24 protein-coding genes and 1 pseudogene are annotated in these 25,805 nt (G+C 40.5%); 21 read left to right on the top strand and 4 right to left on the bottom strand.

The window, feature by feature from the left end; all coding sequences use genetic code 11:
* Window positions 1–183: 183 nt before the first annotated feature.
* Window positions 184–2,124, top strand: coding sequence for a TonB-dependent receptor (locus HOP08_08130; protein ID NOT74884.1), 1,941 nt, complete (start codon window positions 184–186; stop codon window positions 2,122–2,124).
* Window positions 2,125–2,208: 84 nt separating this feature from the next.
* On the top strand, window positions 2,209–2,385 hold the full coding sequence (locus HOP08_08135) for a hypothetical protein (protein NOT74885.1): 177 nt from the start codon (window positions 2,209–2,211) through the stop codon (window positions 2,383–2,385).
* 446 nt (window positions 2,386–2,831) lie between these two features.
* Here HOP08_08135 and HOP08_08140 read toward each other — a convergent pair whose 3' ends face one another.
* Window positions 2,832–3,368, bottom strand: coding sequence for a GNAT family N-acetyltransferase (locus HOP08_08140; GenBank protein ID NOT74886.1), 537 nt, complete (start codon window positions 3,366–3,368; stop codon window positions 2,832–2,834).
* A gap of 230 nt (window positions 3,369–3,598) precedes the next feature.
* On the opposite strand from HOP08_08140, the gene HOP08_08145 reads away from it, so the two are divergent.
* The 13 genes from HOP08_08145 (at window position 3,599) to HOP08_08205 (ending at window position 17,159) form a co-directional block, all read left to right on the top strand.
* The gene (locus HOP08_08145) at window positions 3,599–4,276 is read left to right on the top strand and encodes a TetR/AcrR family transcriptional regulator (GenBank protein ID NOT74887.1); all 678 of its coding nucleotides are present in this window, start codon (window positions 3,599–3,601) and stop codon (window positions 4,274–4,276) included.
* Between the two features lie 2 nt (window positions 4,277–4,278).
* Window positions 4,279–6,441, top strand: coding sequence for an ABC transporter ATP-binding protein (locus tag HOP08_08150; protein NOT74888.1), 2,163 nt, complete (start codon window positions 4,279–4,281; stop codon window positions 6,439–6,441).
* Between the two features lie 9 nt (window positions 6,442–6,450).
* Complete coding sequence (locus HOP08_08155; protein ID NOT74889.1) at window positions 6,451–7,749, top strand: HlyD family efflux transporter periplasmic adaptor subunit; 1,299 nt, start codon at window positions 6,451–6,453, stop codon at window positions 7,747–7,749.
* The gene (locus HOP08_08160) at window positions 7,746–9,203 is read left to right on the top strand and encodes a TolC family protein (GenBank protein ID NOT74890.1); all 1,458 of its coding nucleotides are present in this window, start codon (window positions 7,746–7,748) and stop codon (window positions 9,201–9,203) included. Before HOP08_08155 ends, HOP08_08160 begins: the two co-directional genes overlap by 4 nt.
* 612 nt (window positions 9,204–9,815) lie before the next feature.
* On the top strand, window positions 9,816–10,733 hold the full coding sequence (locus HOP08_08165; GenBank protein NOT74891.1) for a hypothetical protein: 918 nt from the start codon (window positions 9,816–9,818) through the stop codon (window positions 10,731–10,733).
* Between the two features lie 729 nt (window positions 10,734–11,462).
* Window positions 11,463–12,134, top strand: coding sequence for a hypothetical protein (locus HOP08_08170; protein NOT74892.1), 672 nt, complete (start codon window positions 11,463–11,465; stop codon window positions 12,132–12,134).
* Window positions 12,135–12,138: 4 nt separating this feature from the next.
* Window positions 12,139–12,558, top strand: a complete 420-nt coding sequence (locus HOP08_08175; GenBank protein NOT74893.1) for a DM13 domain-containing protein — start codon at window positions 12,139–12,141, stop codon at window positions 12,556–12,558.
* Window position 12,559: 1 nt separating this feature from the next.
* Window positions 12,560–13,096: a YceI family protein gene (locus HOP08_08180; GenBank protein ID NOT74894.1), complete on the top strand. Its 537-nt coding sequence runs from the start codon at window positions 12,560–12,562 to the stop codon at window positions 13,094–13,096.
* 21 nt (window positions 13,097–13,117) lie between these two features.
* The gene (locus HOP08_08185) at window positions 13,118–14,356 is read left to right on the top strand and encodes a hypothetical protein (GenBank protein ID NOT74895.1); all 1,239 of its coding nucleotides are present in this window, start codon (window positions 13,118–13,120) and stop codon (window positions 14,354–14,356) included.
* Between the two features lie 230 nt (window positions 14,357–14,586).
* Window positions 14,587–15,054 carry a hypothetical protein gene (locus HOP08_08190; protein NOT74896.1) on the top strand — a complete coding sequence of 156 codons (468 nt, stop codon included), beginning with the start codon at window positions 14,587–14,589 and terminating at the stop codon, window positions 15,052–15,054.
* Between the two features lie 356 nt (window positions 15,055–15,410).
* The gene (locus tag HOP08_08195; GenBank protein NOT74897.1) at window positions 15,411–15,836 is read left to right on the top strand and encodes a hypothetical protein; all 426 of its coding nucleotides are present in this window, start codon (window positions 15,411–15,413) and stop codon (window positions 15,834–15,836) included.
* Complete coding sequence (locus HOP08_08200) at window positions 15,746–16,285, top strand: hypothetical protein (GenBank protein NOT74898.1); 540 nt, start codon at window positions 15,746–15,748, stop codon at window positions 16,283–16,285. The genes HOP08_08195 and HOP08_08200 overlap by 91 nt, the downstream gene beginning before the upstream one ends.
* A 445-nt stretch (window positions 16,286–16,730) precedes the next feature.
* Complete coding sequence (locus tag HOP08_08205) at window positions 16,731–17,159, top strand: hypothetical protein (protein ID NOT74899.1); 429 nt, start codon at window positions 16,731–16,733, stop codon at window positions 17,157–17,159.
* 200 nt (window positions 17,160–17,359) lie between these two features.
* On the opposite strand, the gene HOP08_08210 is transcribed toward HOP08_08205, so the two are convergent.
* The 3 genes from HOP08_08210 to HOP08_08220 form a co-directional block, all read right to left on the bottom strand.
* Window positions 17,360–18,061 carry a hypothetical protein gene (locus tag HOP08_08210; GenBank protein ID NOT74900.1) on the bottom strand — a complete coding sequence of 234 codons (702 nt, stop codon included), beginning with the start codon at window positions 18,059–18,061 and terminating at the stop codon, window positions 17,360–17,362.
* 128 nt (window positions 18,062–18,189) lie between these two features.
* Window positions 18,190–19,104: a LytTR family transcriptional regulator gene (locus tag HOP08_08215; GenBank protein NOT74901.1), complete on the bottom strand. Its 915-nt coding sequence runs from the start codon at window positions 19,102–19,104 to the stop codon at window positions 18,190–18,192.
* Window positions 19,105–19,226: 122 nt separating this feature from the next.
* Complete coding sequence (locus HOP08_08220) at window positions 19,227–20,150, bottom strand: LysR family transcriptional regulator (protein ID NOT74902.1); 924 nt, start codon at window positions 20,148–20,150, stop codon at window positions 19,227–19,229.
* Between the two features lie 86 nt (window positions 20,151–20,236).
* Here HOP08_08220 and HOP08_08225 point away from each other — a divergent pair, with 86 nt between their 5' ends.
* From HOP08_08225 to HOP08_08250, 6 genes and pseudogenes are all read left to right on the top strand, one after another.
* The gene (locus tag HOP08_08225) at window positions 20,237–20,488 is read left to right on the top strand and encodes a hypothetical protein (protein ID NOT74903.1); all 252 of its coding nucleotides are present in this window, start codon (window positions 20,237–20,239) and stop codon (window positions 20,486–20,488) included.
* A 72-nt stretch (window positions 20,489–20,560) separates the two neighbouring features.
* Entirely contained in the window at window positions 20,561–21,217 is a 657-nt protein-coding gene (locus HOP08_08230) for a carbonic anhydrase (protein NOT74904.1), read from the top strand.
* Between the two features lie 46 nt (window positions 21,218–21,263).
* A complete protein-coding gene (locus HOP08_08235) occupies window positions 21,264–22,199 on the top strand; it encodes a sodium-dependent bicarbonate transport family permease (GenBank protein NOT74905.1) in 936 nt (311 codons plus the stop codon).
* 12 nt (window positions 22,200–22,211) lie between these two features.
* The gene (locus HOP08_08240; protein NOT74906.1) at window positions 22,212–22,508 is read left to right on the top strand and encodes a transcriptional regulator; all 297 of its coding nucleotides are present in this window, start codon (window positions 22,212–22,214) and stop codon (window positions 22,506–22,508) included.
* Window positions 22,509–22,543: 35 nt separating this feature from the next.
* A complete protein-coding gene (locus HOP08_08245; GenBank protein NOT74907.1) occupies window positions 22,544–23,374 on the top strand; it encodes a hypothetical protein in 831 nt (276 codons plus the stop codon).
* A gap of 416 nt (window positions 23,375–23,790) precedes the next feature.
* Window positions 23,791–25,140 (top strand): annotated as a pseudogene (locus HOP08_08250) (dihydroorotase).
* Window positions 25,141–25,805 lie beyond the last annotated feature (665 nt).

The raw sequence follows: 25,805 nt of genomic DNA on the forward strand, positions 1-25,805 counted from the left end.
TTTCTCGTTTGTTGCGGGTTGATATTGTAAATATGTTCTTTCAGTTTTTTAGGTTAGCAGCATTAAACTTTCAATGCTAAAAATAGTTTCATTTGAAATATAACAGGGTATGCATTGATCATCTATAAAATTGGTGTAATTATTATTTGATATTTCCTTGCTATCATTGCACGTTATTTACAAATGCGTATCCCTTATCTCAACACCGTTTATTCAGCAGACCTGATAAAACTGGTTTTCTTATTTGCATCATTTACGGCCAACGCGCAGAGCGACTCATTGCTACTTCAGGAGGTAACGATTACGTCCAGTATTATTCCAACAGGTGTATCACAGACAGGCCGAAATATTTTAACAATTTCTGGTGACACATTTGCCAAGCTTCCCGTGAATTCGGTTGAAGAACTATTGCGCTATGTTCCGGGACTTGAGGTTCAATCGCGTGGTCCAATGGGATCCCAGAGTGATTTTGTTGTTCGTGGCGGGACTTTCCAACAAGTGCTTGTGATTCTTGATGGCTTGAGATTGAATGATCCCAACTCAGGACATTTCACCTCCTATATTCCAATCACCCCCGCGCAAATCGATCGAATTGAAGTTTTAAAGGGAGCATCCTCTGCATTGTATGGATCTGACGCAGTGGGTGGTGTGATTCACATTATTACCAAAGCATTTGCAAGCATAACGACAAAAGCGAATTCGTTTGGCGGGCAAGTTATTGCGGGACAATTCGGATTGTATAATATAAATGGAGGTGGGTCATACAATACAGAAAATACATCGATAGACGCTGGTATTTTATCGAACAATGCATCCGGACAACAACAACGTGGTATCAAAGGATTTTTTCATAATACGACATTGTCTGCAGGGCTTAACCAAAATCTTGGTCGTGGCTGGTCAGCAGCGTTGAGAGCATCATATGACTCGCGTGAATTTGCCGCGCAAAACTTTTACACCACGTTCGTGTCAGATACTGCTAATGAAAAAGTTACTACGAGCTGGAATCAGGTTATGATTGCTCATGCTGGCGCAAAAGACCGCATTTCGTTACAGGCTGGTTACAAAGAAGTGAACGATACTTATCAATTTAATTCCGTGTCAGCAGCGAATCAAAGCAAATCGAAATTATTGCAATCACTTGCTATGTATGAGTACTCTTTCTCTAAAAAAACAAATGTTATTGCCGGGCTTCAATTGCAGCAAAGAAATATATCGTCGAACGACCGCGGTCAGCATACAATCAATCAACAGGCAATCTTTTTGGTTCTCAAACAGACTATCGGTGAACATTTGACGATAAGCCCGACGCTCCGATTGGATAATGATGAACGAAGTGGGACTGAATTTGTACCCCAGCTCAACGTTAGCTTCGCCACAGGAAACCTTCAGTTACGCGCGAGTGGTGGAAAAACAATCCGGCAGGCAGATTTTACAGAGAGGTATAACAATTATGACAAAACATTGGTAACAAGTGGCAGAATTGGTAATCCGGATCTTTTTGCTGAACGATCGTTTAGCTACGAAGCAGGGGTTGATTATTGGCTCCCGGGAAAAGATGTAAAGTTTTCCGGCACCATTTTTCAGCAGAAGTTCAATAAGCTGATTGATTACGTAAACACGCCTTACGCAGAGATGCCTCGTCAGGAAAATATTTCGCCTTCAGGAACATACGCGTTGGCAAGAAATATTTCCGATGTTACAACTTCTGGTGCAGAGGTTGATATTTCAATGCGACATACCACGGGTAATGGGTCAGCTCTTTTCTCAGCACTTGGATTCATTATCCTCGATTCGTCAAGTCCGGAAGGAACGCCATCACTCTATCTTTCAAGTCACGCAAGATTTATGACAAACCTCACTGCTGGATTTTCGACTCCACGCTATGCGTTCAGCATAACCGGACTTTATAAAACAAGACCGGAACAAATTGCATCAACGATCACTACGCCGATTTCAAGCAGCTACATTGTTTTGAATGTTAAAGTGGAATACTTTGTTGTTAGAGGTAAGGTGAGCATATTTCTTCAGATTGATAATATCTTTGATGAGAACTATAGCGATATTCTGGGATCCATCATGCCATCGCGATGGGTAATTGGAGGAGTTAAGGTTATGTTTTAAAAAGTGTTCAGAAGTTCTAGTAATACAAATTATCTTTACAAAGTGAACTGGCCTCATGAGGTAGCTAATGCGTCAGCGATGTAGATGCGATTCGCACTGAAATTTAATGGCAATACTGTAATTCAACCGACAGAATCTTTCAATAAGCTCATTCATCCGGAATTTTATGATGTACAGGCTTTTATCTTAAATACAGGATACGGTTCGCTGGAAAGAATGATCCTTGAACGAAGTGGATCTGGCACACAAACACATGTTTGAAAAAGCAATTTCGTAACGGTCGATTTACCTACACTACGGATACGATTAAGCATTTGTTTAAAACGAAAAGAAGAGACCACACCATAACGCTGCATAATAAAATATCAGACAGTGTCACTATGAAATTATGGTCCTGTCCCAAGACTCACTTTATGTTAAACTGAAAAGAAAAAACCGCACTTTTCTTACTGGATAAATTTAACTGTGTAATCAATGAGGCTTGCTTTTTATATTAACTAGCGAATTCGTCGATACAGGATATTTTGGATTTTATCCATAACATTAGATGGAAATCTAGGATAAGCAATGCCAAGAAGTTTGCGGACATAATCATAATCCGTGATACATTTCATCAATTTGACTATTGTAATCGGAGACTACAGTCGTGTGAGAGCCGAGTAGCGTTTGTTCTCGGTGGTGCCTATTTAGCTAATAGTTTGTGTTTTTTATAGTTTTAAGGCCATGACATGTCTCCGTTGCCCAGCTTTATGTCTGAAATCAAAACCTAGTTTTTGAAATGTTGACTTAAAACCCATAAATCTATAACTGGGTGATTCAAGGTCAACTGGATAAGCCTCTAAGTATTTTGCGCCATTGTCTTTTGCGTACTTTATTGATTCTTTTATTAATTCTTCGGTTATTCCTTCTCCGCGATATTCTCTTTTGATAAAAAAACACACCAAAGACCAAACATCGGTGAGTGAAATGTCACCCGATAACTTTTTGTAACTCCCCCTTGGTGCGATAGAGCACCAGGCAATTGGTTCAGAGTTGTCATAACAAATAAGGCCAACTGGAGATTTATTATCAACATAGCTTTTCAAAGATGATTTTTTGTCAGCTTTGTTTGCTCGGTCAGTTCCTTCATTCATTTTACGCCATGCCATACACCAACAATCATGCGGGCCACCTTTGCTTTCAAATAGTTTTTCCAGGTCCGTCCAGTTTGATCTGTTAATAGGTGTGAATTGCAATGTAGTCATGTCCGAATATTTGCTAAATGTACGAATCAACGAATTCATTGAATGCTAAAAGTCTTTTTTAAGCCTACCTGAGCAATAAAATAATTAGTGCTCCGCTTTCACAGAAACATCCGGCACGCGTTTTAGCTCACGGCATCTTGATACTATGGGATTGATTTTCATTCACTTGACAGGTTAAATGGTTGTTTATAATAGTAATACTATTATATTTGTATGTAAATATCATATTTATGGCATCAGTACTCTCTTTTAAGCTTAATGAACACCTGTATCTGCGCGATCCGCAGCATACTGAACTTGGTCAGAACATTATTAGAAAGAGCGTTGATCTGATCGACCAACTGGGATTTGAGCATTTTACTTTTAAAAAGCTCGCCCAGGAAATAGAATCAACCGAAGCGTCAGTTTACCGGTATTTTGAGAATAAACATCGTCTATTACAATACCTTATCTCCTGGTACTGGAACTGGCTGGAATATAAAGTTGACCTGGCAACAAACTCCCTGACGAATCCCAGCGATAAACTCAAGGCATTTCTTAAAATTGTCGCCGAAGAGAAGAAATTCGACCCAACCTTTGAGTTTGTCGATGAAGAAGCGCTCGACAGAATCGTAATGGAAGAATTCGACAAGACGTTTCTGACAAAATGGGTTGATACCGATAACAAAGAAGGTCTCTTTCTGAGTTTCAAATCCCTTTGCAAAAAAATTGCTGCCATTATTAAAGAGATCAATCCTCAATACCCATATCCAAATGGTTTAATTAGTACCGCACTTCTTGCCGCGAAGAAGCAGCATTTTTTCGCGGAGCATCTGCCATCGTTGACTAACTTAAAGAACGACAAGAAGTTCCACCAGAACCTTTACCTTTTTCTGGAGTCACTGGTTTTTAATACCATTAAGAAATAGCAATGCTTACCAACGGCCAGATTTACCGGACCCTGCGAGAGGCAGCCCTTATTACAGGTCATGATTTTGATCTGGAAGACATCCATCACGTCGAGTCCAATCAACGAACATATGATGACACGCAGTTAAACGAGTACCTCCGTGATTTAATTGAAGCTGGTAACAAAATCAGGATACTATTCCTGGAATATAATCTTGAGAAGAAAGCCTTCAGTGATTTCCTGAAAAAGGAAATCGGCCCCGTGTTTACATTGCTACAATATTCGGACGGTCTACGGCCTGCATTGCTTGTTCCTGAAAAGAAAAAATGGAAATGCATTACGCTCGATTCAGATCGCAATCAGGAATCAACCACAAGTATTGAAGATCTTGCCTTATTCCAAAATGAGCATGGAGAAATAAAGTTTTTTGCAATATTCAATTATGATTCGCCGCTCGGCAATCCGCAAGAAGGAATGCCGTTGAGTCCCGTCAGAAGATTATTGACTTTATTGGGAACGGAACGAAAGGAAATCTTTTACATCCTTTTTTATGCTATCGTCATAGGCTTCGTCAGCTTGATTTTACCGCTCGGAATTCAAACCACAGTGGAACTGGTGTCTGGCGGTGTTGTGTTTAGTTCTGTCTATGTGATGATTGGTCTGGTGATTCTCGGAGTCCTCTTAACGGGTGGATTACAAATCGTTCAAATCAGCCTTGTTGAATTTTTACAGCGAAGAATTTTTTCGAAGGCAGCCTTTGAATTCGCGTATCGTTTGCCGCGATTACGAATGGAAGCGATTCATAAAAGTTACGCGCCAGAGCTGGTGAACAGGTTCTTTGATGTGATGACCATTCAGAAAGGTTTACCAAAGCTCCTTATTGATCTTACTTCGTCGGCGATACAGATTCTGTTTGGTCTCCTGCTCATCTCACTATACCACCCATTCTTTGTTTTTTTTGGTTTGATTTTACTGACAACACTTGTAGTAATCTTCTACCTCACCGGACCAAGGGGATTATCATCCTCCATCCTCGAATCAAAATATAAATATAAAGTTGCCCAATGGCTTGAAGAACTCGCGCGGGCGTTACCCTCTTTCAAGATGGCCGGTAATACAGATTTGCCACTGCGAAAAACGGATTACAATGTCAATAACTATTTGAAGAACAGGAGGATTCATTTCAACACACTGGTCACCCAGTTTTCATTTATTGTCCTGTTCAAGGCATTGATTACGGGTGGTCTTTTGATCATGGGAACGCTTCTGGTAGTCGATCGGAAAATAACGCTGGGCCAGTTTGTTGCGGCAGAAATCGTTATCATTCTTATCCTGAATGCTGTTGAAAAAATAATAATGTACATGGATGTGGTGTATGATCTCTTGACGGCTGTTGACAAGGTCTCTCATGTGACGGACATCCCTATCGAAAAAACAGGTGGATTTGATTTTCATTCCGTTGATAAAAGAGGTGTTAGCATTATACTAAAAGATTTGTCGTATCGCTACCCGGAAACCCAATCAACGGCACTCCAAAACATTAGCCTTCACATTAATCCAGGTGAAATTGTTTGTATTGCCGGGCCGGGAGACGCCGGAAAAACTACACTTACAAATATCCTTACCGGATTCTATTCGGAGTTTCAGGGAGTAGCAACGATAAACGACTATTCTTTACGGGACCTTGATCTATCGCACCTACGTGATCAGATAGCCAAAAATATATCACAAGAGGATTTGTTCGATGGAACGGTGCTTGAAAATCTGACGGTTGGGAGATCGAGCGCGCGCATTGAGCATGTATTGGCCGCGATTGACAGTGTTGGACTTAGTGATACCATTCACCGAATGCCGGGCGGACTTGAGGCGGCGGTTATCAGTGGTGGCAAAGGTCTTTCACATACCGTTGCCCAGAAATTGATTCTTGCCCGATGTCTTATAAAGAGACCTAAGCTGATTGTATTGAATGATTTCTTCGCGCTGTTAACCAAAGCCGATAAGTTGAAACTTCTCGGTTCGCTGATTCAGGAAGACCGGACGTGGACGCTGATTATTATCTCCAATGATCCGATCATAATGAGTGCCTGTGAGAAAATTATTCTGATGGAAAGTGGACGGATTAAAAGTGAAGGGTCATTCGAGGTGCTGTTGAAGAGTGGTGAGTTAAAAGAGTATACCTATTAAGGCAAGACGATGTCATCTATTCTCAAAAAATCTACCACCCCTCTCTTTCCTCAGGATCAGCTGTATTCATTACGGTCGCTCAATACACCGATGGCCGGAAAAATTCTGGCCCGATGGCTTTTGGGAATGGGGCTAGTTTTTATTCTGATTCTTTTTCTTCCCTGGCAACAGAACATTCACGGAACAGGCCAGGTCACAGCACTTTCACCGAGCAATCGTCCCCAAACCATACAAACCATTATTGCAGGAAGAATTCAGGATTGGAAAGTGCAGGAGGGTCAATTCGTAGAGAAAGGAGACACCATCGCCATCATCAGTGAAGTCAAGGAAAAATACTTTGATCCGAAAATGCTGCTGCGACTTCGGGAGATTATTGATTCCAAAGAGAAAGGCCTTGCCTCAAAAGAGCTCAAAGCCAAAGCTCTCAAACGTCAGATCAACGCGTTGGAAGATGGAATGAACATAAAAGTGGAACAGTCAAAGGCTAAACTCGAAGCCGAGCGGGTACGATTCAACAATGCAAAGAATCAATATGAACGCAACAAAAAACTGTTTGAAGCGGGTAACATTCCGCTCACAAAGTTTCAAGATATAGAATACAAATATCAGGGAAGTGAAGCCGATTTCATCAGTGCTGAAATTGAAATAGATCGTGTGCAGGCGGATGCTCTTGATAAGATTAATAAAGCTGAATCCGATCTTAATAATACAATGGCGGAGCAGTTTGAAACTCAGGCCGATCTTTCAAAGCTCCAGAATGAATATGTCAATATGGAAATAAGGAGTCAGCAATATTTCATACTGGCCCCGCAGGCGGGCCAGGTGGTGAAGGCAACCAAAGCAGGAATTGGCGAGACTATGAAGGAAGGCGAATCGATATGCTCTATTATGCCTTTATCGACCGATGTCGCGGTAGAAATGTATGTGAAGGCAATGGATCTTCCGCTGATCAGCCGTGGAAGAAATGTGCGAATTGAATTTGACGGATTCCCGGCGTTACAATTTTCCGGGTGGCCCAGTATCTCGGTGGGTTCTTTTGGCGGAACAGTGGAAGTAATCGATGTGGTGAATACTCATCCCGGAGAATTCAGAATACTTGTCGTTCCCGATTCGAGTGATATCTCATGGCCAAAGCAAATTCGTGTGGGATCGGGTACGAAGAGTTGGGTAATGCTGGACAGTGTTCCTGTGTGGTATGAGCTATGGAGACAATTGAACGGATTTCCTGCAAGTCTTTACGCTGAACCGTCCAGCGATAAGCCTGGTTCAAAAAAAGCAAAGAAGGATACTGAAGCATCGGCGGTATGAGGATAATTTTTATACTCTTTCTCAGCTTTTACTTTACCATGGCAAAGGCTCAAACCAGAAGCTCGCTTGACTCAGTTTTTGTTTTGCCTGATACCGTGGTCGCTTTCACCATTGAATCACTTTACACCACGATTCTGGAATCTCATCCGATCGTGAAACAGACTCGGCTACTGAGCGAAGTAGCAAAACAGGAAATCAGGTTGGCGCGCGGTTCGTTTGACCCGAAAATTGAAACCCGGCTGAGTACTAAAGAACTTAATAATAAAGAATACTACAACAAATGGATTGCAGCGTTTACCGTTCCTACCTGGCTGCCATTGGATCCAAAGGTTGGGATAGAACAAAACAGCGGTCTTTTTATTGATCCTGAGAATACCGTACCAGCAGCAGATAACAATCAGCAGATTTTTACGGGAATTTCCCTTCCTGTTGGAAAAGGCTTGTTGATTGATGACCGGAGGGCAGCATTGCTTCAGGCAAAGCTCTTCACGAAGATGGCGGAAGCCGAACAGATAAAACTGATTAATAAAATATTACTGGAAGCGGCCAAAGATTACTGGCAGTGGTATTACCATTATTATAATTATCGTTTGTTATCGCAAAATGCGACGATAGCCAAGGAGATTTTTAGTCGTGTAAAATTGAATGCTACCTTCGGCGAAGCGTCTGGGGTAGATACCGTCCAGGCAAAAATAACGCTTCAACAGCGACTCGTGGAACAGCAGGAATCATACCTCGAGTTTACGCTTGCCGGAATCAGGATTTCGAATTATTTATGGGACGCCTCGGGTGGCCCGTTAAGTCTGTCATCGAAGGCGGCACCGGTGCTTGAAAGGAACGATGGTACTTTACTGGAACTTCAAACACTGAGTGAGCTTACCTTGCTCGCGAAAGAGAATCATCCGGAATTGATAAAGCTGGGCGTTAAGCTCGACCAGCTTGAGATCGATCGAAAGCTCGCCGCAGAGTATCTTAAGCCACGACTTGATTTGAGTTACACGTTTTTGAATCAACCCATCCGTCCGACAGGAGAATTTCAGCCATTCACTCTTGGTGACAACTATAAATTTGGACTCGATTTTTCAATGCCCATTCTAATCAGGAAGGAACGTGCAAAACTTGCACAAACCAGGATTAAAATCAAAAGCACAGACTATGAACTTACACAAACACAACGGGAGATTATCAATCAGGTTAATTCAGTTTATAACCAGATTATCACTACCAATAAAATCATTGATCAGCAAAACGCCATGGCACATAACTATGAGCGACTCTTGCAGGCCGAACTTCTCAATCTCGAAAATGGAGAAAGTGATCTTTTTAAGATTAACGTTCAGCAGGAAAAACTAATTCAATCACAGTCTAAGCTTCTGAAATTAAAAGCGGAGTATGAAAAATTAAAGGCTACTCTCTACTGGGCAGCCGGAATAAGGAATTTAAAGACAGAGTAAATCTTAATAAACGAGATAATATTGATCTCGGGACGGACGATCGCAAAGGGCTTCTCTGTTTATTGAAAGTAATTTGCTTATGGCCTCTTTTAACATTTCGAAATTGGAAGGTTTGGAAATGTAGTAATTTGCGCCCAATGAATAGATCGTATCAATCGCATTTTGATTCTTGGAAGTCGAAAATATTACCATTGGGATAGAAAAAGTACGACAGACAAAAAACCCTCGGTTTTCAAACTTAGTATAGCCTAAATGATAAACGCGAGCTTGGTAATAAGCATACCAATGGTAAGTGCCCAATCCAACACCGATGGTTTTTGCCTCTCATACAATTTTTGATATAAAGTATCCGATACCCTGTGACTACCTGGTAAAACCAAAAAAAGCTATGAAATAAATACTAAATAACTTAGCGAAGGATCCATGCATTCAACCCCAAAAAACAAGTTGCAGCCATGCTCCAGAAAAATATTTTTCCGAAGAGTCGGTGATTCACATACCCTTTTGCAGTCATCGCCAATGTGGAAAAAAATTGCTACTTCACTAATAGCCTCTGAGCTATCATGATTTCCATAAAACTATTTCGGGAAGATCACCAAATATTATAAAATTATGGCACGATTATTTGTTCTCATTCTAACTCTAGTCCTTTTCACATGCAGCGAGAGTACTGATCCAAGTACAGAAAATATTTCATTTCAGGTTCAACCAGTTCAAGTCGATGCGAAATATGGCGCAAGCGAACAGGCTCATTACATTGTAAGAAATAATGTAACTCACATAAATAAGTTGCTGCTGTTTATTGGCGGCAGTTTCAGTGTGCCTAAAAATTATGAATTAATTTGCCAAAGCGCTGCATCTATCGGCCTAGATGTGATTAGTTTATCTTATCCTAACAGCGTGGCTACTGCTCCGTTAGGAACAAGTTCTGATCGCTTCATTTTTGATAATTACAGGGATGAACTGTGCTTCGGAAATTCGGTCAGCGATGAAGTATCAGTAGATGTCTTCAATTGCATAACAACCCGAGCAACGAAATTAGTTTTATACTTAAAAAATCTGTATCCAGAACAGAATTGGGGACAATATATAACCAGTTCAAATACCTTGCAGTGGGACAAAATAATTCTTTCGGGACATTCCCAAGGGTCGGGCCATGCTTGCTATATAGGAAAGAAGATACTAGTCAATAGGGTATTAATGTTCTCTGGTCCTAATGACTATAGCACATATTATGGCACTGCTGCAAATTGGTTGACGGTAAGTGGGCACACCCCTTTAACAAGACATTTTTCGTTGCTTCACGTCAAAGACGAAATTGTTCCTTTTAATAATCAGGTCGCAAATTTGAAAGGTTTGGGGTTACTTTCGCCTGACCAAAACCCAATCGTAGTGGATGATTTGATGCCACCATATTTTGGCTCACACTCTCTTTCTCTATCCATTTCTGCGCTTTCGTTTCATAGTTCCACCATCGGAGGCAATTCAAGATTGCCAAACGTATGGACCTATATGCTAACTACTGAATAAAGAAATTGAATGTAACTCCAATTGCTCTAACGGTTTAGCATTAAGGTAGATCAGTCTAATCAAAATAAAGTTTTGCCGAGTTGGAGACTAACACTGATTTGTTAATATGCTGTTTTGGCGTTGGATTCCAAAAGTATAAAGATACCTTGGAGACTAACCCTCTTTAGCAAAAAAGCTAAGGATGCTGAATGATCTTTCAAAACGGTAAGGAAATTGGAAGAAGAGAGCCCGTAAACTTGCCCGAAAAACGAAGAATTTAAAACTCGGAATTTTTAATTTTAAGGGATATGAAAAAAAGCAGATTTACCGAGACACAGTTTGCGTAAAATGCAGACTTGGTAGCCAAAAGAATTCCAGGTGGTAAGTAGGCTATCAAATTTTCCTTTTGCAATAGCGGAAGGCTAGAGTGAAGTTATAACGGTGTAACGAATTCCCTTTTAATTGGATCATACGTTGGAGATGCCCTGTGCTTAAGAGACAAGGCACTATTAACGAATAATATCGTGATACCCGGATGCAGTCGAATTTTCCTCACACACAAATTAATTGTTCTAACATCATTACTTTGCCGAATCTCAGGAACGCTTGAGCAAGAATCAATGCCGAGATAAAATGACTGAAAAATGCTAGAAACAATAACAAAATGTTCCTTGTTATCACGCGCAGGACAAGTCGAGCCAAGCTTTTCGAGCAATTAGTTGTTATCTTGTTCAGAACATAAAATAAAAAATGAGAGTTTTAATTACTTATTTCTTTTGCATTTTCTCATTGTCAGTTTTAGCGCAGAATTCTAAGACAACCAACTATAGCGATTTCACAGGTGCTATTGGAAGCAGTCAAGGAACCGTCTCAGTTGATTATTTCCACCTTTGGAAATTCGGCAGATCGGGGAAAGTTGAAGTAGGACTGGGAGGTCGTTTCACAAGCTATTTTGGAACTTCACAATACTACTCTTCCGCTCCAGCTGACCTTGCTGGAGATAAAAGAAAGTCTGACTCTATTTTGGTGCAAGCACCTCAGGTAAATGCTTTAAATATTGCAATCAACCTGGGATATAGGATTTTGCCAAAGTTTGGTGTAGGATTCAGCATTGATGCGTTGGGATTTTCGTTGGGTGGCAGCCAATCGGGTTCTTATGTTAATGGGAATCAAGGACAGGCTGTTTCTGCTAAGCCAACATCGTTCAATGTTTTATTGGTGGGTGATAATGACCGCGGAACCCTAAACTCCGAATTTTACATGCGCTACTTCATTAAAGAAAAATTTGCCATCAAACTGGCGTATCAATATTTATTTACAGAATACACCACAGAAAATAAGGTGCAGCAGCTACCAGAGGCCAACGACCGGTTTCGCAACAAGTCAAGTTTGTTCAGCCTGGGTATAACTAAACAATTTTAAGTCTATGAAAAAGCTAATGATACTTTTAATGTTGGGATTGTTGACGGGGTGTAAACCTGAGGATACAACGCCCACCATGACTGCAAGTGACGTCTTTGATGAAACGACGGCAACTTTAATTCGTGAAGGAGCGTGGATGGGAAGTGGAAGCTATGTTGTGAGCGGAGTAGCGCAGATCTATGCTCAAAATGGAAAAAATATTTTATTACTCAATAATTTCTCAAGTAACAACGGACCTGACTTGCGAGTTTATTTAAGCACTACTACGAACGCCTCTTCCTTTGTAAATTTGGGGAAATTGAAGTCAACCAGTGGTAAGCAAACATATGCGATACCAGACGGGACGGATATTGATCAATTCAAATTTACGCTTATCTGGTGCCAGCAATTTTCAGTTCTCTTCGGTAAAGCTGAAATACAGTAAGATGAATTTCATTTTAGTTTTTATTCTACTGGGTCTATATTCAGATACATCTGCGCAGACGTATCTCCCTATTGATGCTACCTCAGAGGTTAGTTTTAAAATTAAAAACTTTGGCTCGACGGTCGACGGAACTTTTAAAGGTCTTAATGGCACTATTGATTTTGACCCCGCGAATCTTTCAAATGCGAAGTTTGATGTTGCCGTTAATGCAACCACTATTGATACCGGGATTAGAATGCGGGACAATCATTTGCGCAAGGCTGATTACTTTGGAGTAGCCGACTTTTCCACGATACGATTTGTTTCCACCGGAGTTGTTGTCTCACGCAATCCTAATGAACTAATTTTGACGGGTAAGTTGACCATCAAGAAGACCACGAAGGAAATCACATTTCCATTCGGCTATTCAGCGAGTAATGTTGGCCTGCAATTCAAGGGGCAATTTAAAATTAATCGAAGGGACTTTGGTGTAGGCGGGAACAGTTTCAACCTTTCGGATGAAGTAACTGTAATGCTCGATGTCAAGACTTCAAAGTAGTCTTTCATGAACAAACGGTGCATGGCGATGGTATTACAGGCTATTGCCTTTGGAGTTTGCGCTGACTTATCAGCACAACAAGTAATAGCCTCTGTTGAGTTTGAAGGACTGACAAAAACGAAAGATTCATTTCTAAGGAAATACCTTACCGTAACAGCGGGCCAGAAGTATGACTCAGTTCAACTTTCTGCTGACAGGCAGCGGCTACTGAACCTTGGCATTCTTGCTACAGTCGGAACAAGGATACAAACGAAAGATATCGGTGTAAAAATTGTGTTCGCTTGTAGCGAGATGATCAGCACCCTGCCTGTGCTGGCGTTGGGTAAAACGGATGATAATTTCTGGGTTAAGACTGGCGTTCAAAGCCTGAATTTTAGTGGTCGTGGAGATAAATTTTTTGCGGTCTATCAATACTATGATAGGCATTCTTTCTATATTCAGTATGCCACGGATCGGATTGGCAAATCACACTGGGGTACTACCGCGTCTTTGACTAAGTGGGCAACCATTGAACCCCTGAATTCCGAAATAGGGGTATTGAATTATGACTATACAAACCATACCGCTTACGCCAGTGCCGTGTGGTTTTTAACTTTTCGCGAAACGATTGATTTGGGTGCTGGTATTTTTAATGAGCGATTTGAAGCGCAACAGCCACAAGAAAATGAATTTGGAAAAATCGTTCAGGGAAACAAGGTGCTTTCCAAACTCATTTTCAAAAGTAACCATCTTAACTACGAAACCTTCTACCTACGCGGAACTTACAATCAGCTCAATGTTGAAATTATTCATTCGCTCGATAAAGCGGAAAATTTTGTAACAGTGTTTAACGACTTCAGGTTTTTTAGACAAATGGGGAGGCGTTTTAATTGGGCTAGTCGTATTCGTTCGGGCATTGCTACAAATGAGGATAACCCATTTGCCCCTTTTGTACTGGACAGCTACTTGAATATTCGTGGAGTAGGCAACAGGGTCGACCGCGGCACCGGGTCCATTGTATTCAATACAGAATTACGCTATACCCTTTTTGATAAACGAATACTGGCAGCACAAGGTGTAGGATTTTTAGATTTTGGCTCGTGGCGTAAACCTGGAGGAAGCTTTAAAGATTTTACTGAAAGTAGGAATATGCGTGCCTTTTCGGGTATTGGGTTTCGACTCATCTACAAGCGGGCTTTTGACACTATGTTTCGTATTGATTATGGATACGATTATAACAAAAATGCAGGATTGGTTATTGGGATAGGGCAATATTTTTAACCATGAAAAAGTTTCTAAAAAAAAGTTAATACCTGGAGTAATTGACAAGCTTATTCTTAACGGATCACGTGCTTTGAAACTCCTTCGTTGATGTATTACAAAGTCAGGTAATCGTTTCCACACTCTGGTTGAAACAATGCTGACACCTAAGAATTTGTCGTCAACAAGACATTTTCATTGTATAAGAATGTCATTCGTATGTTACTATCTTTGGATAAATGAACCATTAAATGAAACTACTTGCAGTATTTTTTGCCTTAGGTTTTGGTCAGGTTGCTTATTCGCAAGTTGCGGATACATTGAGATATTGCATCACCGAGCGAAGCATTGGTGTCGGCGGCTATGATCCTGTTAGTTATTTTCAGGGGAGAAAACCTTTGCCCGGAATTGAAAAATTTAATGCTGTCTTTGAGCGTGTTACTTATCAATTTTCATCCGAAGCCAATCGAGAGAAGTTTGTTTCTAACCCGACAAAGTATCTTCCTCAGTTCGGGGGCTGGTGTTCCATGACACTTGCAATGGGAAGAGCAACCACCCCAAAGTATGACAATTTTACAATTATCAAAGGTAAATTGTATTTGTTTGAGCGAACGATCTCTGTTAACGGGCGCGAGCTATGGCTTATGGACCCAAAGACGAATGAAAAGGTTGCGTCAAATAATTATACCCTTTATAGGGACACTGGTAAGATTAAGTGAAAGCTATTTTGCATAAGTGGTATTTAGTATTCATTCTATTTTTGTTTCAGGGGTGTGTACAGCATCGCGATACTTATACCATTTTGGGAAACATTGAAGATCCACAAAATCAAATTGCCATTACAATTTCTTCTGTGCATAATAGCAACCTTTCCGATAGCTTAAAAGTTATTAGGGGAGTAGGTTCGTTAGCCAATTTAGATTCCCTGGAATTAGGTAAGGCTGATTTTGGAATAGTCGACAACCATTCACGTTTTAGTGATAAGGTCTCGGCTGTATTGCCACTTTATCCTCAAGTTTTACATATACTCTACCGAAAGGAAAAGAATCCTCACTCGTTGAGTGATCTTTTCAGAATGGGTAAAATATTTGCCGGCATTGACGGAAGCGGGACAAGAATGTTTGTAGATGAACTGATGATCGATATCGGTATTAAGAAATCGGAGTGCACTTTCGTGGATATTTATGACTTTTTTGAAGCCGATGTAATTTTTTCATTTACAGATCTGTTAACACAGGAAGAGCTGAGAGATCTGGAGGGTTACCAACTATATAGTATTGACACTGTTACAAATCTGGGGAGAGGCTCCCTTGCTGATGGCATCTGCACGAGGCATCCTCAGCTTGAGCCTTACATCATTGCTCAGGATCTGTATGGCTCGTTTACACAGCGCCCAATACTTACCTTAAAATGGATGCTGTCCTCGTTTGCCGGAGCGACCTCGATGCTGACTATGTCTACCGTGTTATTCATACTCTTTCAGAAAACAGTCAGGATCTAAAAAACATTAATCCGCTGCTGTATCATTTTTCACCTGATTTTGACTCGCGCGAACTCAGTTTTTCGATTCACCAAGGTGCGCGCCAGTATCTTAATCGTGATGCTCCATCTGTCTTTGAGCGTTATGCGGAAGTGATGGGCGTAGTTGTCACAATTCTGGTTACGTTGGTAAGTGCGCTTTATACCCTTACTCAATGGCAACGCAGAAGAAAGAAGAATAAAATTGACGTCTATTATCAGCGATTACAGAACATACGGAAAAGAGTAAAGTTATCGGAGAGTCAGGAAAGTTTGGAAGAATTGAAATCCGAATTGCAGGCCATTCAGGATGAAACTATTGATTTGGTTACCAGAGAGAAATTATTGGCTGACGAATCTTTTATTATTTTTCTTAACCTTTCGAGAATTGTAAGCGAAGAAATCGATAAGAGGCAGATAGCCTTTGATTAAACACTGCTTATTGTGGAGCAAATCATCTCCTATGAGTAAGAGTAGTTTATGGAATTTTGAATTTCTTAAGAATTCGATTAGTTCATTTATTCATAGAAATATTCTTACCCACATTACATTTTTAAAGCCACGCTTCTGCTAAGATTCAGCACCCCGAGGAGGGGAACAAACTAATGAAATCTTTTTCTTGATCCAATAAAAAGTAAAGCGCTTTAAACAAGAATTCACTTTGTATGAAGGCTTTAAGCATGTGCTGGTATGACGCCTTGCCTTATCAATCAATATTAGTGGTCACCCTATACCCAATTAAAAAAGGCAAAGCATGCCAAAAACGTTTGGTTTATGATACTGTGTTACAATACCATGACATCATTTTACAAAGTCATACAAAGTTATGATCGGGATAGGTGGTACTTTTAAAAGGAACACACTACCAGCAATAAACATGAAACTTTTACTCACGCTTGTACTTTTGGTCTTCTATACCGGAAATATTCAGTCAACAAATCTTAACGATAGTCCAAGACCAGTCACTCGTACTTCCATAATGGACAAAAATGGAAACGGCGTTATTCGTACTCAAATCCTATTCAATCGGACGACGAGTCGTGAAGAGGTAATCAGTACCTGCACCTTTCTTGCAAAAGAGAATACGCAATTGACATTCGACCGACTTGAAATTGGAAAATCTGTATTCGGTGTATTTGGAAGAAATAGGTTAAAATACCTTAGCGGTAGCATTGAGCTGCCAGATGGATCTATTCAAAAATTCAAAGCGGGCGGGGTATTTGCGTTCCATTCGGTGAAAATCATTTATTCAAACCAAATGGATAGCAAGTCATTCCTAATCGAGATGATTGAGATCATTGATTAGAAATGATATGTAACTTCTTAATCTCCGGTTCATATCTTAAAAGAAATTTTCATTGTTTTAAATAGAAAGGGAACTCACTTTTCTGATTTCAACAAGCCTCTTTTTTTTCTTCCTGTTCACGTTGGCTTTTTCTGGAACAAGGGAAGCATTTGTTTACAGAAAAACGTCCCGTAAACCGTAAATATATTCTTCGGATGCTTTTAAATCCTGGCTTCAGCAATGAGAAGGTCTGCTTTGGTCTTTTTCCTACGATACGTCCATATTACATACGTTATAATGGGTTGACCGATCGATATAGGTATTATAAGCAATAGCACCTGCGGTAAAAATTTAAATAGTCTCGAGTTATTTACTAAAAAGGCAGTAAGTGCTGCAATGAATCCGTGGCTCATTCTAAAAATATGGATGAACAGCCAGTAATTTTTTTCAATAGGCTTCTTTATGTAATGAAATAGATCTACGGCACAGCAATACATACCAATTGTTGAGAAGGCGAAAAGTACGATCGACAAAAAGGCATCGGTTTGTAAACTGTTAATCGCCCAAATAATGAACGCCATCGTGGTAATGAGCATACCAATGGTAAGTGCCCAGTCAACTAATAATGGTTTTTGACCCTCATGCAATTTTTTGATATACAGTATTCTATATCCTGTGGCTACCTGGTAAAAACTAATCAGGGCTATTGGAATAAATAGTAAATAACCTGAGCGAAAGATGCCTGCATTCAAGCCCAGAAGACAAGTTAAAGCCATGCTCCAGAAAAATATTTTTCCAAAGAGTCGATGATTCACATGCCCTTTTTTTGTTGCCATCGCCAGCACACCAGTTATCAATGCAGTTGCGCCACCGGCAATGTGAATTCCTTTCAACATATCTAAAATGTCCATTATTTTTTTCAAGCAAATTTATGGCAGCTTTCATTAATATATTAAGCACCAGGGTAACGCCGCTGCACATTTGGGGCTAAAAACAAAATTTTGGGGCGAAAGCCTTCAATCCGAAAAAAGTACGAGAAGCCAAAAGACTCTTACGACCTGAGTAATTCATTTATTCTATTCAAATAGGTTTTTCCTACGGGTATCAATTTTACCTGCTGCTCCAATTTTAAGCTCAAACCCTGCGCAGTGGGTATGGTTTTTTCTACTTTAGACACATTAATGATGAACCCACGATGACACCTTATTATATTATCAAAACCTGCAACCTGTCGTTCCATTCTTGTTAATGTACTTCTGAACAATGTGTGTTTTATTGTTCCATCCGCTCTATAAACAATATTGATATAATTATCTGCTGTAGCTAAAATCCATAAATCCTTCTCCAACAGTTCTAATTTTTCACTATGGCTTTCTCCTTTCAATAGAATCATTTTTTCCGTGGCAGCCGTTACAATTTCGTTATCTGTAATGCTGTTAGTTTTCGAAGTTACTGTTGGAATTATCTGTTTATTTTGCGCCAGTTGATTATTAATGTCAACTGAAGTTCTTTGATATTGATCGAGCAGTATTTTTTGCTTTACTAAAACAGAAAAACTGATTGGTAATAAACCTACGACAAAGGTCGCTAGTAAAAATTTAAAAAAACTTGTGAACCCAATAACATCGTTTTCTAAAAATTGGTAAGCCAGTAAATTTGAAGCGGCAATAATAATAATTGCAGTTAATTGAAAAAGAACTTCTTTGCCTACTATCCATCTTTCTTCTTTAAACACATTAGGAAATAATAATGGCGAAATTATGGTTAACAATAAAAGGCAAACAGAGGTAACCGTACCGTACACAATTGAATAAGTCAGTTGTGAAGATTGCGACAGCCTGTTAATATTAAACGGCTGCATGATATAGAAAATAAGGAACACTATTAATCCTGATAAAATACTGATTAGTGTTTGTCGCGCCGAAAAACTATAAGATGGAAATGGCTTAAGCAAGATTTTCTTCATCGGTAAATATCAATAGTTAATTTCTAGGATCAGGTTTGTGATTCCATATTTGTTCCTTTACTGGTTCACCTCGAAGTTTACATTTTGTCTCGTGAAGCGGTTGAACGAAAATAATAGACTGTTCAATATTTCTCGTACCACTCAAATTTCTGACGAATGATGGCGGCTTTCTCTTTTATCATGTGATCAAGAAAGGCTGCTGCCACGGGCGAATGCTTTTTGCCTTTTAACCAGATCATGCTCCACACGGTCTTGATCGGAAGTTCTTTCACATTGACGATCTGAAGGTCACCATTGTGAAGTTCATTCTTAATACCAATTAATGGCATGATCGAATAACCGAGCCCTGCCAGCACCGCCTGCTTTACCGCTTCGTTCGAGGTGAGCTCCATGCGCTTGATTGCCTTGATCTTGTATTTTTCAAGAAACGATTCCATCGTCTGCCGTGTACCAGAACCCTTTTCTCGATAAATCAGCGGAAGCTCTTTTAAAAGCTCCCTGGCATGAACAGCTTTATTGAATTTCCTGTCCATGTTCCCCACCAGGAATAATTTATTCTGAAGGAGATCCAGTTTCTGCACATTCAGTAGTTTGGGCAGTATTGATACTAGGGAAAAATCCACTGCATTTTCTTCAAGACTCTCCACTACTTTATTCTTATTGGTGACATCCATCAATAATTCAATTCCGGGATGCTGTTGCATAAACGATGATAGAAAATAGGGCATGATATATTTTCCGGTGGAGACGACAGAAATTTTAAGACGACCGGACAATTGACCTTTAAACGTGAGTGTTTTGCTATTGATCTCAGCCACCTGATTAAGAATATTCTCAGCCGCAAAAGCAATTTCCTTTCCAAATTCTGTAATATATATTTTCCTCCCTACGATTTCGGTCAGGGGAATGTCAAACTGTTCCTGGAAGTTTCGTAACTGGATTGATACGGCCGGCTGGGTAAGGTGCAAATCTTCTGCCGCCTTGGTCACGCTTGCAGTCTGCGTGACTCTCAGAAAAACCTGCAATTGATTGAGTGTGTAATTCATAAATAATGTTTATGGTATGCATCAAAAAGATAAATAAAAATCTATGAATTCCAATGCACATTTTTGCGGAACGAAATTTTTAATCTATGAAAATAACGGAATGGACTTACAAAGTCATAACAAGCCTGATCTTACTGGCCATCGTATACGAAAAGATGATGTCGGCAAAAGCCAATTTAAAATTCGAGATTATTTCTGACATAGCGATTGTTCTGATCCTCCTTGGACTTGGTGAGGTTATGATTCGATCTCTTATTCATTGGACAATGAATAAGATTTCAAAAGCTCAACTCATCTTAAAATCGAAAATTACCACGCCAGGAGCAATTACCGAATAAAGCTGATAACAACATCCGATTGCTTAGAACACCAATTTTAAATCTAAAAATTCAACAAAAAAAAACGATTAAATGAAATTTACAATTGTTGAGAGAGTATTGGTATTGTGCTTGCTGATAAGCACATCTTTTGGATATAGTCAGTCTCCGGGATCATTGGATGAAAACGTTCTCCGTCTAAAAGAAGGAAATCAAAGATTCGTAACTGGAAAATCAACGCGTCCGCGGCAGGATTTCAAACGCATAAAAGAAGTTTCAACCGGACAATCGCCATTTGCCATCATCGTCGGGTGTTCGGATTCAAGGGTTCCAAACGAAATTATTTTTGACCAGGGGCTCGGCGACTTATTTATCGTCCGTACCGCAGGTCAGGTATCTACGTATGCTTCGTGGGGCAGTATTGAATTTGCAGAGGAAGTTTTAGGGACGAAGTTGATCGTCGTACTTGGACATACACAATGCGGCGCGGTGAATGCGGCCGTGAAATTGCCCGATGTTCCCGGTCACATTGTTACATTGATCAACGCCATAAAACCCGCTGTTGAAAAAGCAAAAACGAAAAACCCGACTGACCTTCTGGACCTTGCCATCCGCGAAAATATCATCATGGAAGTTGAACAGTTAAGAAACCTTGAACCCGTCCTTGCTAAAAAAATTCGGGAGGGATCTATCCGAATCATAGGGGCGCTCTATCATCTTGAATCGGGTGAAGTAGAATTTCTTAACTAATCTAAACTAAACTACGCTGCTCATGTTGACAAGTATTCTTTCGCCGATGGTGCTGGCATTTTTACTGGGGATAATTGCCTCCCGCATTAAAAGCGATTTAAAGTTTCCGGATTCGCTATACCAATCTCTTACTATTTACTTACTGATTGCCATTGGCTTAAAGGGAGGATATAAATTGTCTCTCGCTTCATTTTCAGAAGTCTTTCAACCGGCGTTGGTGGCTATCGCTCTGTGCTGTCTGATACCTTTATGGACCTACTGGCTGATGCGCAAAGCAGGAAAATTTGATGTTTACAACGCAGCCGCTCTGGCCGCCCACTATGGTTCGGTATCTGCCGTGACCTTTAGCGCGGCGTTAGCATTTCATGAGACGCTTGGAATTTCCTTCGAAGGCTTCATGCCCAGTATGCTTGCCATGATGGAGATCCCCGCTATATTGATCGGCATATCATTGGCGCGAATCAATTCGGCTTCCAATAATAACAGTGCAGGGATCAAAGAAATCGCGCGGGAATTATTTGCAGGTAAAAGCAGCTTATTGCTTTTAGGGTTTCTGGTGATCGGTTTTCTTGTTGGCAAAAGTGGTTGGGAACAAGTTGCTCCTTTATTTGATGTTCCTTTCAAAGGTGTACTCACACTTTTCCTCCTGGAAGCAGGATTGATGGCCGGAAGAAAATTATCGGACCTTAAAAAAGGAGGCGCTTTCCTGATCGCATTCGGAATTATGTTTCCGATGATACATGCTGTGCTCGGTATCTTCCTTGGACATCTGGCCGGTTTAAGCCTTGGCGGTGCTACCATCCTCGGTGTGCTGGCAGCAAGTGCATCATATATCGCCGCGCCGGCAGCATGTCGTGTTGCATTACCCGAGGCCAACCCGTCCTATTACCTGACGGCTGCACTCGCCATAACCTTTCCTTTTAACATTCTGATCGGCCTTCCATTATACCACGAATTGGCAATTTTCTTTTTCTCGAATTAAACGTGATAAACCATGGACAACTTACAGTTACTAACCATTATTGCAGAAGAAGCACTTGCAGTTTCACTTGAAAAAGAAATTGAACAACTAGGTGCCAAAGGATATACGACGTCCAATGCGTCAGGAAAGGGCTTGCATGGAGTCCGCGACAATCAATGGGAGGGCGAAAACACGAAGATTGAAACAATTATTTCCGAAGAGAATTGTAAAAAAATACTGGACCATCTTCAGAAAAAATATTTTGACAGGTATGCGCTGATAGCATTCTATCACCCTGTTAATGTGGTGAGGAGTAATCATTTTGTTTGATTTTTCTCTATTCACCTAACGAAATCATAAAGCATATGTTCCAGGGAAGAACCTTGCTGATCGCAACAAAGCATAAAAAGGAACGTGTCATGGCTCCCTTGCTCGAAGCTCATCTGGGCGTTAAGTGTATTCCTACATGTGGACTGGATACTGACTTATTCGGTACATTCTCGGGGGAAGTGGATCGAAAAGAAGATCCGTTAAATACATTGCGCAATAAGTGTCTGAAGGCCATGGAACTGCACCATGCTGACCTGGCCGTAGCAAGCGAAGGTTCTTTTGGCCCACATCCTTCACTTGTATTTGTTTCAGCTGACGATGAACTGGTATTACTCCTTGATGCAAAAGCTAATTTTGAAGTAATGGGAAGAGAACTGTCTGTGAGCACCAATTTCGACGGCTCTCAGATTACAACAGTTAACCAACTTATCGATTTTGCAAGCCATGTCAACTTTCCATCCCACGGAGTAATTACACGGCCTTCAAAGGATGACTATTCCGGGATGACCAAAGGAATTACAGGATGGAGGGTTCTGCGTAAAGCGTTTCAGGCTTTGATAAAAAAATACGGCAATTGCTATGTTGAAACAGACATGCGGGCGCTCTTCAATCCAACGCGCATGAAGGTGATCGACAAAGCAACTCAGAAGTTGATCGAGCGCGTTAATTCATGCTGCCCGGCTTGCAATACGCCAGGGTTCGGAATCACTTCTGTAGAGCGCGGCTTACCATGCTCTGTATGTAAGATGCCAACAAGAGCCAGTAAGTATTTGATTCATTCGTGTCAAAAATGTGAATACGTTGTCAAATATCCTGTTGCATCAGTTTTTGAAGATCCTAGATATTGCGATTTCTGCAATCCATGAAAGGCCTGCTCGGAAAATGGAGTCAAAAGTTTAGCGCTTAAAATCAGATATGATACAATCCTCCTTTCAAACAACAACACTTCGAGCCACAGTAGTCACTCAAAAATGTTGGGCATTCCAGCATTTCGACAGCAATTCCAGTGGTCAAAAAAACGACGATCAATCAATAGTGATTTTTTCATGCGAACATTGCCATCACGGAGAGCACTGCTTTTTTTGTGAATCTACAACCCAATTAGTGACAGAGGCCGGTACCCGCAACGCGTGAACTCAGGTTCAATTCTTGTCAACCCAAGCGGGGGGTGTTCACTATTGAATAGAAGGAAATGGAAAATATCACATAAAAAGAATTTTATAAACGCGCAAAATCTAAATCCATTTTTGCAATTCATGTAATCAGGGGCTTAACTGTTGTTATCTTGAAAATTCTGTTTAAGAAAGTAAATGTTGTAAACGAAGGAACAATTAAGCTCCTCGACGTTCTTATTTCCGGTGAGCGGATTGAAAAAATTGGGACTACCATTGATACAGCAAAAGAATCTGTGAAAGAAGTATCGGGTGAGAATCTTTATTTAATGCCAGGCATGATCGATGATCATGTACACTTTCGCGAACCAGGATACCCTTTGAAAGGAACGATATACTCCGAGTCAAGAGCGGCGGTAGCCGGCGGCATTACCTCCTTTATGGATATGCCAAATACGGTTCCTCCTGCAACTACTATTGAGTTGCTTGAGAAAAAATTTGCCTTGGCTGGAAGCTGTTCAGCCGCGAACTATTCCTTCTTCATGGGTATTGACAATAATCTGGAAGAAGTATTAAAAATTAACAACACCCAAGTGTGTGGCCTGAGTGATGATGGATTATATCTTAATGACAGTGAACAAACCTTGGTAAGTAATCCCGCTTTTCTTGAACAACTGTTGTCCCGAACAAATAGTTTGGTAGCCCTTCATTGCGAAGACCACGACCTCATTAAAGCAAATGAAGATTTTTATCGTGCTCAGTTTGGTGACGAAATTCCAATCCAATTTCACCCCTACATCCGAAACGAACGTGCCTGTGTAGCGGCGACTCAGGCAGTGATAGAAATCAGCCGAAAGTTGAATGCACGGGTTCACATCTTACATGTGTCGACAAAAGCGGAAGCGGAGATGCTGAATGAAAACTTGCCCATACGTGCCAAACGGATCACTGGAGAAGCCTGTTTGCATCATTTATGGTTTTCAAACAAAGACTACCCCACGCTGGGCACAAAAATAAAGTGGAACCCGGCGATAAAATCAGAACGCAATAGGACAGGTTTGCTGTCAGCACTGCGGGAATCTAAACTGGATATTATCGCTACGGATCATGCCCCCCATCAGTTAGCCGAAAAAACGAGCAATTATTTTCAATGCAAGTCGGGTGGACCACTTGTACAACACGCTTTGCCAGTGCTATTGGAATTGTATCATTAAAAATTCCTTACACTTCCTGAAATCGTCGAAAAGGCAAGTCATAACGTTGCGGAGATCTATCGAATTCGCGAAAGAGGATATATCCGTGAAGGATTCTATGCGGATCTAGTGCTCATCGATCTGGCTAAGCCCTGGGTCTCTACTGATGCAAGCACACTATATAAATGCGGTTGGTCGCCATTTGATCAGTATCATTTCAATAGTCAGGTTGTGATGACTTTGGTCAATGGCGCAACTGTTTTCTTAGACGGTAGAATCATTGATACTAACGCTGGCAAGCGTTTAGAATTTGAAACTTTACGATGACTTCATTTCTTTGAAGCTTTATACAAATCGAATGATTTGAGTTATGACGATTGTAATCATAGCACATTGAGCGACATAGAATAAGCAACGGCAAATATGTTGAGCGGAAGGATAATTCTCTTCTATTCATACAGTGATTGTAACAAATTCAAGGATTGACCGTCAGATTCTGAAGGTGAAGCGGAAGTTAACGTGGCAACCCCAACATTTGGGTCGAAAATCTGTAGACCTGGTAAATTACCCGGACCACTAAGCCTGTGGATCGGATCGTAATATCCCAACAGGTGTTTGAAATTGGATACTGATTGCGTTGGTGAATTTAGAAAATATTGGTCAAATAGTAGATTGACTAAGGTAGAAATTAAGTTTTGTCTATAGTTCATATCGAAACAAATGGCAACCATCTTACTTAGAAATATTTGATTTCCGGCAACGGTTCTCCAAATCAGCTCAAACAGAAGCAGACAAAATTAAAACATCAACCTTGCTTTATAGTCGTCGTTTAATTTTTAAAACGAGATGACTAATTTTTTTTGTCTAAGTAAGTAAGCACAGTTTTGCAGATAATTCTCTTTTCAAACTTGCGCGTATGAAATAAATCGATTTCACTGTAACCAATTACATCGTGTTCTAGTTTCGATTCGCCAGAAGGGTGATGTAATTTA

The sequence above is a fragment of the Cyclobacteriaceae bacterium genome, from assembly GCA_013141055.1.
Taxonomy (GTDB): domain Bacteria; phylum Bacteroidota; class Bacteroidia; order Cytophagales; family Cyclobacteriaceae; genus ELB16-189.

Coding starts and splice junctions, on each gene's coding strand:
- HOP08_08130 (NOT74884.1), top strand. CDS start 184: ATGCGTATCCCTTATCTCAACACCGTTTATTCAGCAGACCTGATAAAA.
- HOP08_08135 (NOT74885.1), top strand. CDS start 2,209: ATGCGATTCGCACTGAAATTTAATGGCAATACTGTAATTCAACCGACA.
- HOP08_08140 (NOT74886.1), bottom strand. CDS start 3,368: ATGACTACATTGCAATTCACACCTATTAACAGATCAAACTGGACGGAC.
- HOP08_08145 (NOT74887.1), top strand. CDS start 3,599: ATGGCATCAGTACTCTCTTTTAAGCTTAATGAACACCTGTATCTGCGC.
- HOP08_08150 (NOT74888.1), top strand. CDS start 4,279: ATGCTTACCAACGGCCAGATTTACCGGACCCTGCGAGAGGCAGCCCTT.
- HOP08_08155 (NOT74889.1), top strand. CDS start 6,451: ATGTCATCTATTCTCAAAAAATCTACCACCCCTCTCTTTCCTCAGGAT.
- HOP08_08160 (NOT74890.1), top strand. CDS start 7,746: ATGAGGATAATTTTTATACTCTTTCTCAGCTTTTACTTTACCATGGCA.
- HOP08_08165 (NOT74891.1), top strand. CDS start 9,816: ATGGCACGATTATTTGTTCTCATTCTAACTCTAGTCCTTTTCACATGC.
- HOP08_08170 (NOT74892.1), top strand. CDS start 11,463: ATGAGAGTTTTAATTACTTATTTCTTTTGCATTTTCTCATTGTCAGTT.
- HOP08_08175 (NOT74893.1), top strand. CDS start 12,139: ATGAAAAAGCTAATGATACTTTTAATGTTGGGATTGTTGACGGGGTGT.
- HOP08_08180 (NOT74894.1), top strand. CDS start 12,560: ATGAATTTCATTTTAGTTTTTATTCTACTGGGTCTATATTCAGATACA.
- HOP08_08185 (NOT74895.1), top strand. CDS start 13,118: ATGGCGATGGTATTACAGGCTATTGCCTTTGGAGTTTGCGCTGACTTA.
- HOP08_08190 (NOT74896.1), top strand. CDS start 14,587: ATGAAACTACTTGCAGTATTTTTTGCCTTAGGTTTTGGTCAGGTTGCT.
- HOP08_08195 (NOT74897.1), top strand. CDS start 15,411: ATGGGTAAAATATTTGCCGGCATTGACGGAAGCGGGACAAGAATGTTT.
- HOP08_08200 (NOT74898.1), top strand. CDS start 15,746: ATGGATGCTGTCCTCGTTTGCCGGAGCGACCTCGATGCTGACTATGTC.
- HOP08_08205 (NOT74899.1), top strand. CDS start 16,731: ATGAAACTTTTACTCACGCTTGTACTTTTGGTCTTCTATACCGGAAAT.
- HOP08_08215 (NOT74901.1), bottom strand. CDS start 19,104: ATGAAGAAAATCTTGCTTAAGCCATTTCCATCTTATAGTTTTTCGGCG.
- HOP08_08220 (NOT74902.1), bottom strand. CDS start 20,150: ATGAATTACACACTCAATCAATTGCAGGTTTTTCTGAGAGTCACGCAG.
- HOP08_08225 (NOT74903.1), top strand. CDS start 20,237: ATGAAAATAACGGAATGGACTTACAAAGTCATAACAAGCCTGATCTTA.
- HOP08_08230 (NOT74904.1), top strand. CDS start 20,561: ATGAAATTTACAATTGTTGAGAGAGTATTGGTATTGTGCTTGCTGATA.
- HOP08_08235 (NOT74905.1), top strand. CDS start 21,264: ATGGTGCTGGCATTTTTACTGGGGATAATTGCCTCCCGCATTAAAAGC.
- HOP08_08240 (NOT74906.1), top strand. CDS start 22,212: ATGGACAACTTACAGTTACTAACCATTATTGCAGAAGAAGCACTTGCA.
- HOP08_08245 (NOT74907.1), top strand. CDS start 22,544: ATGTTCCAGGGAAGAACCTTGCTGATCGCAACAAAGCATAAAAAGGAA.